Consider the following 11,710-nt stretch of genomic DNA (forward strand, 5'->3'; position numbering starts at 1 on the left):
ATCACCCTACGCCGCGCGAGGCGATGGCCTCGCGCGCGAGACGAACCATGGCGGATGCGGCGTCGCGGCGGCCAACCGTGGCAGCGGCCGCCGTCATGCGGGCGATCTCGGAGCGGCCGGTGAGCAACGGAATGAGGCTGTCGCTCACCCACTCGGGAGTGAACGCGGCATCGTCAACGAGGATCGCGGCCCCGGCGTCGATGAGCTCGCGGGCGTTGAGGCGCTGCTCGCCGTTGCCCACCGGGTACGGCACGAGGATGGACGCGAGACCGACGGCGCCCAGCTCGGTCACCGTCGCGGCGCCCGAGCGGCAGACGACGAGCTCAGCCGCGGCCAGGGCGAGGTCCATGCGGTCGCAGTACTCGATCACGCGATAGCCGGTCAGCCCCGGGTCGTCGCCGCCGCGGTCGCGGCCCGTGATGTGCAGGATCTGCCAGCCGGCGCCGAGGATCGCGGGGGCGCTGGCGGCGATCGTGTGGTTGATGCTGCGCGCTCCCGTTGACCCACCCGTGACCAGCAGTACGGGGCGCTCGGCGGTGAAGCCGAACTCGGCGAGGGCGTCATCGCGCACGGCCCGCCGATCGAGCTCGACGATCTCGCGCCGCAGCGGCATGCCGACGACGGTGGCCCCGCGCATCGGCGTGCCGGGGAAGGTGGTGGCGACGCGGCCGCCCAGCCAGCCGCCGAGGCGATTCGCGATGCCGGGGCGTGCGTTCGCCTCGTGCACGACAAACGGCACCTTCTCGGCGCGGGCGGCGACGTACGCCGGGGCCGAGGCGTACCCGCCAAAGCCGACCACGGCATCCACCCCGCGATCGCGGATGAGCTGCCGCGTGATGCGCACCGCGTCGCGGAAGCGGGCCGGAAAGCGCAGGGCGGCACCGTTCGGGCGGCGCGGAAAGGGCACGCGCGGAATGGTCACGAGCTCGTAGCCGCGCGCGGGGACGAGGCGCGCCTCGAGCCCCTCCGCCGTGCCGAGCACGACGAGCTCGGCGTCAGGCTCGTCGGCGCGCCACGCATCGGCGACGGCGAGCAGGGGGTTCACGTGGCCCGCGGTACCGCCGCCGGCCAAGAGGACCGTGGTCATCGCACCTGCTCCGGCACGGGGCGGGACAGCGACAGCACCACGCCGACGGCGAGGAGGTTCGCGACGAGGGAGGTTCCGCCCGCCGACACGAAGGGCAGGGGAACGCCGAGCACGGGCAGCATGCCGAGCACGACCGCGATGTTCACGAAGGCTTGGGTGATGATCCACACCATGACGCCGCCGATGGCGATGCGACGGAAGCCATCGAGCGGGCCGCGCAGCAGACGCACGAAGGCGATGCCGAGGGCGACGAAGAGGGCCAGCACGACGACGGCGCCGACGAGGCCCAGCTCTTCGCCGATGATCGCGAAGATGAAGTCACTCTCGGCGTGCGGCAGCCACGACCATTTGGCCGAGGAGTTGCCGAGGCCCACACCGAACAACCCTCCCGAGCCGAGCGCCCAGGTGCCGTGCACGATCTGCCAGCAGGTGCCCTCGTAGTCTTCGGGCGCGCACCCGTCGAGCCACGTGGTGATGCGGCTGACGCGCGAGGGGCTCGAATACGCGAACGCCACGGCGGCACCGGCGATCGCGAGCACCATGGCGACGAGGTAGCGCAGCGGCACCCCCGCGAAGAACAGCGCACCGAGCACGATGGCCAACATGATGCCGGCCGTACCCAGGTCTTGGCCGATCAGCACCATGCCGATGGCGACGAGGGACAGCGGGATCGCGGGGATCAGCACGTCGCGCCAGCGGTGGAAGCCGCCGGCCTTCGCGCCGAGCACGGTCGCCAGCCAGACGACGAGCGCCAGCTTCAGAAACTCGGAGGGCTGGGCCGTGAGGCCACCAATGTTCAGCCAGTTGCGGTTACCGCCATAGCCGTAGCCGAGGGGGGTGAACACCACGAGCGCCTGCAGCCCGACGCCCAGCAGCACGAAGTGGCGGGCCCAGCGTCGCCAGAACACGGCGGGCAGGCGCGCGATCGACAGCATGACGGGGATGCCGATGAGCGCGAACGCCCCCTGCCGCACGAAGATCGCGAAGAAGTCACCGTTGTTGCCCTGGCTCGACACGATGAACGAGGCCGACAACACCATGACCAGGCCGAACAGCACGAGGAAGATCGTTGTGCCGAGCAGCAGGATCGCATCGGGGTTGTCGGTGCCGAACAGTCGCCGCACCGCGACGACGGCGGCCGGGGCGCGACCGCCGCGCTCGCCGTCAGCCGGCGTCGCGCGAGGGGGCCGGATGCTCGTCATCGGCTGCTCCCTCCCCGTGCTGCCTCACCGCGTCCGCAAATCGCCTACCGCGATCGGCGTAGTCGTCGAACTGGTCCATTGATGCCGCCGCCGGAGCCAACAGCACGGTGTCGCCCGGCTGGGCGAATCGTGCGGCGAGCCGAACGGCGTCGGGCATCACCCGGTCAGTCTCGCGGGCGTCGACCTCAGAGACGGGGAGCCCGGGGGCGTGTCGGGCGAACGCTTCGGCAAGGGATGCGCGCTCAGCGCCAATGAGGACGGCGGCGCGCAGGCGGTCGCGGTGGGCCGCGACGAGCGGCGCGAGGTCGACCCCCTTGGCAAGCCCGCCCACGATCCAGACCACCGAGCGGTACGCCGTGAGCGAGGAGGCGGCTGCGTGGGCGTTCGTGGCCTTCGAATCGTCGACCCAGACGACCTCGTCGATCTGCGCTACGACCTCGGTGCGGTGGTGGTCGACGCGGAACGCCCGCAGCCCGTCGCGCACAGCCACGGGGCTGGCACCGGCGGCGCGCGCCAGGGCCGACGCCGCGAGGGCGTTGGCGAGCCCGTGCGGGGTCTGCAGCCCGGCCGCCGCCAGATCGGCGAGCGAGGCGAGCTCGAGCGCGGTTGTGTGACGCTCGTCGAGGAACGCCCGGTCGACGAGCAGGTCGTCGACCAGCCCCACGTCGCTCGGGCCGGGGGTGTCGGAGCTGAAGCCGATCGCCCGGCACCCCTCGACGACGTCGGCCTGCTCGACCATGCGCATGGTCGCCTCGTCGCGACGGTTGTACACGCAGGCGAGCCGCGTGTTGGCGTACACCTTCGCCTTGGCCGCCGCGTACGCGTCCGGGCTGCCGTGCCAGTCGTAGTGGTCTTCGGCAAGATTCAGGCAGGCGCTCGCGAGCGGCGACAGCGCGCCGGGCCCCTCGGTCGGCAGCCAGTGCAGCTGGAAGCTCGACAACTCGACGACGAGCACGTCGAAACCGGCCGGGTCGCGCACGGCATCGAGCACCGGCACGCCAATGTTGCCGCACGGGGCCACGCGACGACCGGCCTCGGCGAGCATGGTGGCGGTCAACTGCGTCGTCGTGGTCTTGCCGTTCGTGCCGGTGATGGTGATCCACTCGGCGGCAGGCTCGACCTTGTCGCGCACGCGCCAGGCGAGTTCAATGTCGCCCCACATCGGGATGCCCGCCGCCTGAATGGCCCGGATCAGGGGCTGCTCAGGCGTGAAGCCGGGCGAGACGATCGCGAGATCCGCGCCGAGCGCGAGAACGACATCCGCATCGTTCGCATCGTCGCCGGATAGCTCGACGAGGTCGACGCCGATCACGGGCAGGATGCGCGCGCGCTCGGCATCGGGGGTGCGCGCGGCGACGGTGACGCGGGCGCCGAGCTCGGCGAGGGTGTCGGCGGCGGCAAAGCCCGTGACGCCGAGACCCAGCACGACGACGTTCAGTCCGCGCCAGTCGGCGCGCCAGCTGGTCAGCTGGTCGAGAGGGGCTGCCATCAGCGGCTGATCCACTCGAGGTAGAACAGGCCAACGCCGACGGCGACGAACAGGCCGCCGATGAGCCAGAAGCGCACGACGATCGTGACCTCGGCCCAGCCCTTCAACTCGAAGTGATGGTGCAGCGGGCTCATCAGGAAGATGCGCTTGCCCTTCGTGATCTTGAAGTACGCCCTCTGCAGGATCACCGAGCCCGTGACGATGAGGAAGAGGCCGCCCATGAGCACGAGCAGCAGCTGCGTGTGGGTGAGGATCGCGAGCGCCGCCAGCGCGCCGCCGATCGCGAGGGAGCCGGTGTCACCCATGAAGATTTGCGCGGGCGAGGTGTTCCACCACAAGAACCCGATCAGGCTCGCGGCAATCGCCGCCGCCACGATCGCGAGGTCGAGCGAGTCGCGCACCTCGTAGCACTTGTAGGCCACCGCCTCGTCGAGACCCGCATTCGAGCACGACTGGTTGAACTGCCAGAAGGCGATCACGATGTAGCCGACGATCGACAGGATGGACGCTCCCGTCGCGAGGCCGTCGAGGCCGTCAGCGACGTTGACCGCGTTCGACGTGGCGACCACGATCAGGTTCACCCACAGGGTGAAGAGGATCATGGCGCCGATCGAGCCGAAGACCGCGAAGTCGAGCCAGTCGATGTCACGAACGCCCGAGACCATCGTCGTGGCGGGGGTAATGCCGTCTTCGTCGGGGAAGTTAATGGCGACCAGCGCGAACGCGGTGCCGACGATGACCTGCCCGGCAACCTTCGCCCAGCCCCCGAGGCCGAGACTGCGCTGGTTGCGCACCTTCGAGTAGTCGTCGACGAAGCCGACCAGCGCGAGGCCGGCAAAAACCCCCAGAACGAGCAGCCCGCTGAGCGTAAACGGCTCTTGCGCGACCAGGTGCCCGAACACGTAGCCGAGCGACGCGCCGAGCACGACGACGATGCCACCCATCGTGGGCGTACCGCGCTTCGTGTGGTGCGTCTGCGGGCCATCCTCGCGAATGAACTGCCCCCACTCGATGCGCTTGAACAGTCGCACGAACAGCGGGGTCATCAGCAGGGTGAAGGTGAGCGCGAATGCGCCCGAGAACAACAGAGCGATCACGCTGCGACCTCCGTCAAACGTTCGACGAGCGCGGAAAGGTCGGACACTCCCCCGCCCGTCACGAGCACGACGTCTCCGGAGTGGACCCTGTCATGCAGTGAAGCGTAGGCCTCATCGGCCGTCTCGACGAGCAGCGACTCCCCGTCCCACGAGCCCTCGAGCCCCGCGGCGTTGTGCAAGTGACGCGCGCCGTGGCCAATGACAATCAGCTGCGCGATGTCGAGCCGCACCACCACGCGCCCGAGAGCGTCGTGATCCTCAAACCAGTCGGTCGGCTCAGTGACGAGCTCTCCGGCGACGACAAACGAGCGGGCCTCGGTGCCGCGGGTGAGGCCCGCCACCACCTGCAGCGAACGGCGCACCTCGGCCGCCGTGGCGGCGTCACGATCGTCCAGGACGAGGAGGCCGGAGGGGGTCACCCGCCGCTCGCAGCGACGGGGAATGTCGCGGATGCTCGCGGCCGCATGCGTCGCCTCGGCGAGCGGTGCGCCGGTCGCGAGGCGCGCATCCACCGCATCGATCGCGGCGGCCGTCGCCGCGTCGCCGATCGCCTCAATCACGAGGACCGCGCGCTCGTCGCCGGCACGCAGGTGAATCGTCGTGCCGTCGCGCGACACGATCACGTCGTCAACCGTCGCGGCCATCACACCCACCCCGCCTCGCGAAGCGCGGCACGCGCTTCATCACGCGCCGAAAACGGCACCTTCTCGCCGCGAATGTCGCGGTACGCCAAGTGACCCGGGCCGGCCCAGAGGATCGTGTCGCCGGGCCGCGCGCGCTCGATCGCCGCGCGAATGGCGGCCTCGGGCGGCACAATCTCGAGCACCTCGTCGGGGGCGTGCTCGGCGTCGACGACCCCCTCGAGCAGCATGGAGCGCACCCGTTGCGGGTCTTCGAACCGGGGGTGGTGGTCTGTGACGATCAGCACGTCGCTGCCGTCCGCAGCCACGCGCCCCATCTCGTGCCGCTTCGTGGTGTCGCGGTCACCGGATGCGCCCATCACCATGATCGTGCGGCCCGCGGTCAGGCGATTCACCGCCTCGAGCGTCGAGCGGAACGCATCGGCGCTGTGGCCGAAATCGACGTACACGGTCGGACCGGTGTCGCCCGAGACGCGCTCCGCGCGACCGGGCAGGTAGGCGTCGATGCCGTCCGCCACGACATCGGCCACTCGCTCGAACGGGTGCCCGCCCTCGACGAGCATGACGAGCGCGAGGCCCGCGTTGGCGGCCATGTGCCGGCCGATCAGCGGCACGCTCGTCGTGAGCATGCGACCGTCACGGGCGGTGAGCGTGAACGCGGTGTACTCGGGGGTTTCATCTGTCACGACGACGCGCCAGTCGGCGTCTGCCTCCGCGTCGTCGAGCGAGGCAATTGTCGTGACCGGCACCCCGGCCTCACGAACGAGGCGAGCGCCCCAGACCGAGTCGAGGCTCACGACGGCGCGACGAGAGCGATCGGGCTGAAAGAGCGGCAGCTTCGCTGCGAAGTACCCCTCCATGTCGCCGTAGTCGTCGAGGTGGTCGTGGCTCAGGTTTGTGAAGCCGGCGACATCGTGCACGAGGCCATCGACGCGGTGGCGACTGAGGGCCTGTGCACTGACCTCGACGGCGACGCTCGTGACCCCGACCTCCCGCATGCGGGCGAGCATGGCGTGCATCTCGGTCGCTTCGGGCGTGGTGAGGGTGCTCGTCACGACCCGATCACCGATGTGGCGTTCGGCGGTGGACGTCAGGCCCGCCGTTTCGCCGAGCTGCGTGAGGATGCCCTTCAGCAGGTACACCGTGGAGGTCTTGCCGTTCGTTCCCGTCACGCCATACAGCGCTGCCGGGTTTTCCTCGGTGCCATAGACCCACGCGCTGATCGCGCCAAGCCGCGCGCGCGGGTTCTCCACCGCGAGAATGGGGACGCCTGAGGCGGCTGCCAGTGCCGCCCCCTCATCATCGGTCATGACGGCAACCGCACCCGCCCGCACGGCATCCGCCGCGAACTCGGCACCGTGCCGATGCGCACCGCGAATACCGACGTAGAGGTCTCCTGGGCGCACATCCCCCGAGGCGAGCGTGACGCCGGTGAGCTGGCCGGTCACGTCGCCGGTCACGACGCGCACGTCGCCGAACTCCGCCAGGAGATTGCCGAGCTCGCGCGGGGTGGGGTGCTCGGGACGAAAGACGTCGGAGGGGCGATCGGCCACGCGGAAACTCTTCTTTTCGACTCGGGCGCCTACCAGGTCGTCGGAAGGCGCGGCGGGGGCTGCGTGCTGGGGGCCACTCGGAAGGTCTTCAGTACCTGCGTCATGATCTGCTGGAACGTCGGGGCCGCCGCTGCAGAGGTCTTAATCGTATCGGGACGACCGAAGGTGACCACCACGACAAATTCCGGGTCTTCGGCCGGCGCCATGCCGGCGACCGACACGATGCGCTCGCGCGAGTACACGCCGTTGATCGGCACCTCGGCGGTTCCCGTCTTGGCGGCAACCCGGTACCCCGGCACCGTCAGCTGTGGGCCGAGGTAGTAGTCGGTCACCACCGACTCCATCATCTGAACGGTCTGCGCGGCCGCGCTTTCCGACACCACGCGGGTGCCCTCGGTCGACGGCTGGTGCGTCACCTCGCCGTCGCCGTGGTCGCAGCCCGAGACAAGCGTCAGCGGCTTGCGTTCGCCGCCATTGGCGAGGATCTGGTAGGCCTGGGCCACCTGCGCGCTCGTGACGCTCACCGACTGACCGAAGAGCTGCATGTAGGCGCCGTGCCCGTCAATCGTGTCGGACGAGCGCACGGTTCCGGCCTCCTCGCCGAGGAAGCCGACCGGAGTGGGCTCACCGAAACCGAAGGCGCGCAGGTACCGCTCGCGATCGGCGAAGCTCAGTCGTTCGCCGAGGATCGATGTGCCGATGTTGGACGAGTTCATCAGGATGCCCGCGGTCGTCAGACGCATTCCCGAGTGGGCCCACGCATCGCGAATCTGCCAGCCGTTGATCGTCTCGTATCCGCTCGGCACCTCGATCTGCTCGAGCGGAGTCGTCTGACCCGCGTCAAGAAGCGACGCGATGGTGACGGCCTTCATCGTCGACCCGGGCTCGTATGGCCAGGTGAAGATGCGCGAGCCCAAGTTTTCGGGGTCGGTGCCGTTGACGTTGTTGGGGTCGACCGTCGGCCAGTCGGCCGCGGCGATGATTTCGCCGCTGTCGGCACGTACCACCATGGCCGTTGCCCAGTCGGCGCCGAGCGCGGTGGCCTGCTCGGCGAGGGCCTGGGTCGCAAACCACTGCAGGTCGGCGTCGATCGTGAGGGCGAGGGTTCCGCCGTCGACCGGCTCTTGGTGCACGACGGTGCTGCCCGGCAGGCGCACCCCATCAGCGCCGCGCTCGAAGGTGGAGCTGCCATTCACGGCGCCGAGGCAGTCGTTTCTCGCGAGCTCGAGGCCGGTCTGGGGGCCGTCGGTGCCGAGGAAGCCCACGAGGTTTCCCGCCACCTGCCCGTTTGGGTAGGTGCGGGCCGCGATGCGCTCGGAATACACCCACGGCACGCCAAGATCGCGGACCCGCTGGAAGACGTCGGTCGGGACACCACGAACGAGGTAGGCGTGATCGCTCTCGGGGTTTTCGGCCAACGCCTGCTCAATACGTTCGAGCAGCACCAGCGGATCGGTGTCGGTGATCTCCCCGATCGCGGTCAACGCCTCCCAGACCGTGTGCTCGGTGCGCTCGCGCGTTTCGGGGTCGGCGACGGTGTAGTCGCCCACGAAGCGCGGTGACACCGTGAGGTCGTAGCGGTACACGGCATCGGCGAGAGCGACCCCGTTGCGATCGACGATGTCGCCTCGAAGACCCTGAAGTGTCTGAGGGATCGAGCGCCGGGCCTCGGCCTCGGTGGCAAGCTCGGCGGCGCGAACCACCTGAATGTCGACGAGGCGAACGACGAAGGAGGAGACGATGATGACCATGACGATCACGGCGGCAGTGATGCGGCGCCGTGTGCGGCGATCGGTGGTCACGCTCGGCCTCCCGGTGCTGTCGTGGTGGTCATGAGGTCATCGAGTGATGGGGGCGGGCAGCGGCTCTGGCCCTGCAGGCGGCACCGCTGCTGCCGGCTGTTCCGCGGAGGCTAGCGGTCCCGGAGGCGACGGCATCGGAGCCACGCCCGACGCCTCCCCCGCCGCCGCCGGGACCACCAGCGGCACGTCGGCGAGCAGCACATTGCCGACCATGCTGTCGCGCCCGTCGAGGACTCCCGACTGCGCGGATGCGGCGACCGGCACTCCGAGCACGGCCGCGTCCGCCAACCGGAGGTAGGCGGAGGATGAGTTGACGACCATGCCGAGCGACTCGGCCTGAGCGGCAACGTTTTGGGGCGATTCGAGTCGCGCGAGGTTTTCGGTGAGCACCTGGGCGTCGCGGTTGAGCTCAACGAGCTGCGCTTCGGCGGCCGACAGACGGTAGGCACCCTCCGAGAGCTGGATGCTCAGCATGAGCTGGGCGAGCAGGATCGCGAACACGCCGCTCACGGCGATGGTCGCCGCCAGCGCACGCGGGCGGGCGCGACGCTGCTCGCGGCTCGGGGCCACCACGACGGGGCGGAGGGTGCGCCGCGGGATGCGCGGACCGCGCGCCGGGACCGGAGCGCCGAGAGTGTCGGCCGCGATGCTCATGCCACCTCCCGCAGTCGCTGGGCGGCACGCAGGCGCACCGGAATGGCTCGGGGGTTCAGGGCACGTTCGGCGTCGTCGGCCTGCTCGGCGCCGCGCACGAGCAGCCGCAGCTCGGGCGCGTGTTCCGGCAGCTCAACGGGTAGCCCGGCGGGCGCCGTCGAGCGGCTGCGGGCCGCGAACTCGCGCTTGACGATGCGGTCTTCGAGCGACTGGTAGGCGAGCACGACGATGCGCCCGCCGACGATCAGGGCGTCGAGCGCCGCGGGGAGCGCATCCTCGAGGGCCGCCAATTCGGCGTTCACCTCGATGCGCAGCGCCTGGTAGACCCGCTTCGCGGGGTGACCGGGGCGACGGGCCGCCTGCGGCGTCGCGTCGGCGATGATGCGATTCAGTTGATCGCTGCGCTCGATCGGGGCGAGCATCCGTGCCTCAACGATGCGACGCGCGTAGCGGGGAGCGAGGCGTTCTTCGCCGTAGCGCTCGAAGATACGGCGCAGCGCCGACTCGGGGTAGCTCGCGAGCACCTCGGCGGCCGTCTGACCGCTCGTGCGATCCATGCGCATGTCGAGCGGGGCATCCTGCGCGTAGGCGAAGCCGCGCTCGGCCTCATCCAGCTGCATCGACGAGACGCCGAGGTCGAACAACACGCCGTTGACCCGGTCGATGCCGAGACCGTCGAGTGCGTCGCGGATGCGGTCGTAGACCGTGTGCACGGGGCGGAAGCGGTCGCCGAACGGGGCGAGCCGTGCGGTCGCCAGGGCGAGCGCGTCGGTGTCGCGGTCGAGGCCCACGACGGTGAGCTCCGGGAAGCGCGTGAGCGCCGCCTCGGTGTGCCCACCGAGGCCGAGGGTCGCATCGATCAGCACCGCGCCGGGGGCGGCGATCGCGGGCTCGAGCAGCTCGAGGCAGCGGTCGAGCATGACGGGGGTGTGCTTCTGGTCAGTCATGGGCGTATCGGCCGGTCGCGGGGCCCGGATCCCCATCCGTGCGACCTGGCACCGGGGAAGGTGCGCCAGGGCGGGTCACGGCTGGGAGTCCGGGCCTCGCGGCTAGAAGAGGCCGGGGATCACCTCCTCCTCCGTGCTCGAGAAGGCGTCTTCCTGGGCGGCGTAGTACGCCTCCCAGGCGGGGGTCGACCAGATTTCGGCGCGGTCACCGGCACCGATCACGGTGAGGTCGCGCTCGAGGCCCGCGTACTGCCGCAGGGCCGGGGGGATCGTGACGCGGAACTGCTTGTCGGGCTCTTCGTCGCTCGCACCCGAGAGAAAGACGCGCACGTAGTCGCGCGCCGCCTTGCTCGTGAGGGGGGCCGTCGTGATGAGCGAGACCTTCTGCTGAAAGGTCTCGGGGGTGAAGACGTAGATGCAGCGCTCTTGGCCGCGGGCGAGCACGAGGCCGTCGGCGAGCTGGCCGCGGAACTTCGCGGGGAGGATCAGCCGCCCCTTGTCGTCGAGCTTGGGGGTGTGCGCGCCGAGAAACATGGTGCGACCGCACCCCCTCTCATCTCCGGCCCGAGATCGGGAATTTCCTCCACATTACTCCACTTACCTCCACTTTGAGCCTCCTGGCACCACTTTATTCCCGCGATGCGCCCCATTGCCCCCGTACTGGGGGTGCAAGCGCCACGCGGGATGCGCGACCCGCGACGGCGACGCGCCCCGCGCATCCGCGTCATGGCGCAAAAAAACCGGGGCTGACCCTGAGGTCAGCCCCGGCGAAAAGCTTCGGGGAGGAAAGTGGAGCGTTTAGCTGTCGCCGTCTTGGCGGCGCTCCCACCGCTCGTTCAACTTGTCCATAAAGGAGGCCCGCGGCGCGCGCGCAGTGCGAGCGCTGGCGGCGGGTTCGTTCGGTGCCTGGACGGAACCCTTGCCGGGCGTGAGAGCCAGCAGCACTCCCCCAAACATCAGGGCGAAGCCGAGGACGCCGACGAGCGGGATCGAGATGATGACACCGGTGACGAGCACGCCAATGCCGAGGACCGCGAGCAGCGCGCCCACCGTGACGAGCGTGTAGTTCGGCTTTCCCCGGTTGCCCGAGACGGCGCTCACAAAATCGGCGTCGTTGCGGTAGAGGTTGCGCTCCATCTCTTCGAGAAGGCGCTGCTCCTGCTCTGACAGCGGCATGGTGACCCCTTGATTACGGCGTGCATGTCGCGAGGGCTCCCGCGACTCCGTCAGTCTACGAC

The 11,710-nt window shown here is 69.9% G+C and carries 11 protein-coding genes; all 11 read right to left on the minus strand.

Annotated features, from left to right (window positions below; translation table 11 throughout):
- Position 1: 1 nt before the first annotated feature.
- Complete coding sequence (locus EV141_RS11495) at positions 2-1,087, minus strand: UDP-N-acetylglucosamine--N-acetylmuramyl-(pentapeptide) pyrophosphoryl-undecaprenol N-acetylglucosamine transferase (RefSeq protein ID WP_130486110.1); 1,086 nt, start codon at positions 1,085-1,087, stop codon at positions 2-4.
- Positions 1,084-2,289 carry a putative lipid II flippase FtsW gene (gene ftsW, locus EV141_RS11500; protein WP_130486111.1) on the minus strand — a complete coding sequence of 402 codons (1,206 nt, stop codon included), beginning with the start codon at positions 2,287-2,289 and terminating at the stop codon, positions 1,084-1,086. The genes EV141_RS11495 and ftsW overlap by 4 nt, the downstream gene beginning before the upstream one ends.
- A complete protein-coding gene (murD, locus tag EV141_RS11505) occupies positions 2,252-3,778 on the minus strand; it encodes a UDP-N-acetylmuramoyl-L-alanine--D-glutamate ligase (protein ID WP_130486112.1) in 1,527 nt (508 codons plus the stop codon). The genes ftsW and murD overlap by 38 nt, the downstream gene beginning before the upstream one ends.
- Positions 3,778-4,875: a phospho-N-acetylmuramoyl-pentapeptide-transferase gene (gene mraY / locus EV141_RS11510; RefSeq protein ID WP_130486113.1), complete on the minus strand. Its 1,098-nt coding sequence runs from the start codon at positions 4,873-4,875 to the stop codon at positions 3,778-3,780. The genes murD and mraY overlap by 1 nt, the downstream gene beginning before the upstream one ends.
- Positions 4,872-5,519: a glutamate ligase domain-containing protein gene (locus EV141_RS11515; protein ID WP_130486114.1), complete on the minus strand. Its 648-nt coding sequence runs from the start codon at positions 5,517-5,519 to the stop codon at positions 4,872-4,874. Before EV141_RS11515 ends, mraY begins: the two co-directional genes overlap by 4 nt.
- The gene (locus EV141_RS11520; RefSeq protein WP_130486115.1) at positions 5,519-7,069 is read right to left on the minus strand and encodes a Mur ligase family protein; all 1,551 of its coding nucleotides are present in this window, start codon (positions 7,067-7,069) and stop codon (positions 5,519-5,521) included. The genes EV141_RS11515 and EV141_RS11520 overlap by 1 nt, the downstream gene beginning before the upstream one ends.
- A 29-nt stretch (positions 7,070-7,098) precedes the next feature.
- The gene (locus tag EV141_RS11525) at positions 7,099-8,871 is read right to left on the minus strand and encodes a peptidoglycan D,D-transpeptidase FtsI family protein (protein ID WP_130486116.1); all 1,773 of its coding nucleotides are present in this window, start codon (positions 8,869-8,871) and stop codon (positions 7,099-7,101) included.
- Positions 8,872-8,907: 36 nt separating this feature from the next.
- Positions 8,908-9,525: a cell division protein FtsL gene (ftsL, locus tag EV141_RS11530; protein WP_130486117.1), complete on the minus strand. Its 618-nt coding sequence runs from the start codon at positions 9,523-9,525 to the stop codon at positions 8,908-8,910.
- Positions 9,522-10,472: a 16S rRNA (cytosine(1402)-N(4))-methyltransferase RsmH gene (gene rsmH / locus EV141_RS11535; protein WP_185740127.1), complete on the minus strand. Its 951-nt coding sequence runs from the start codon at positions 10,470-10,472 to the stop codon at positions 9,522-9,524. Before rsmH ends, ftsL begins: the two co-directional genes overlap by 4 nt.
- Positions 10,473-10,574: 102 nt before the next feature.
- Positions 10,575-11,006, minus strand: coding sequence for a division/cell wall cluster transcriptional repressor MraZ (gene mraZ / locus EV141_RS11540; RefSeq protein WP_130486119.1), 432 nt, complete (start codon positions 11,004-11,006; stop codon positions 10,575-10,577).
- Positions 11,007-11,270: 264 nt separating this feature from the next.
- A complete protein-coding gene (locus EV141_RS11545) occupies positions 11,271-11,648 on the minus strand; it encodes a DUF3040 domain-containing protein (RefSeq protein WP_130486120.1) in 378 nt (125 codons plus the stop codon).
- Positions 11,649-11,710: the final 62 nt, after the last annotated feature.

Source organism: Microcella putealis, assembly GCF_004216575.1.
In the GTDB taxonomy this organism is placed as follows: Bacteria; Actinomycetota; Actinomycetes; order Actinomycetales; family Microbacteriaceae; genus Microcella; species Microcella putealis.

What these genes read in the sequence shown, in the direction of transcription:
- rsmH (WP_185740127.1), bottom strand. Translation starts at nt 10,472, where the DNA reads ATGACTGACCAGAAGCACACCCCCGTCATGCTCGACCGCTGCCTCGAG.
- EV141_RS11495 (WP_130486110.1), bottom strand. Translation starts at nt 1,087, where the DNA reads ATGACCACGGTCCTCTTGGCCGGCGGCGGTACCGCGGGCCACGTGAAC.
- murD (WP_130486112.1), bottom strand. Translation starts at nt 3,778, where the DNA reads ATGGCAGCCCCTCTCGACCAGCTGACCAGCTGGCGCGCCGACTGGCGC.
- mraZ (WP_130486119.1), bottom strand. Translation starts at nt 11,006, where the DNA reads ATGTTTCTCGGCGCGCACACCCCCAAGCTCGACGACAAGGGGCGGCTG.
- ftsL (WP_130486117.1), bottom strand. Translation starts at nt 9,525, where the DNA reads ATGAGCATCGCGGCCGACACTCTCGGCGCTCCGGTCCCGGCGCGCGGT.
- EV141_RS11545 (WP_130486120.1), bottom strand. Translation starts at nt 11,648, where the DNA reads ATGCCGCTGTCAGAGCAGGAGCAGCGCCTTCTCGAAGAGATGGAGCGC.
- EV141_RS11515 (WP_130486114.1), bottom strand. Translation starts at nt 5,519, where the DNA reads ATGGCCGCGACGGTTGACGACGTGATCGTGTCGCGCGACGGCACGACG.
- ftsW (WP_130486111.1), bottom strand. Translation starts at nt 2,289, where the DNA reads ATGACGAGCATCCGGCCCCCTCGCGCGACGCCGGCTGACGGCGAGCGC.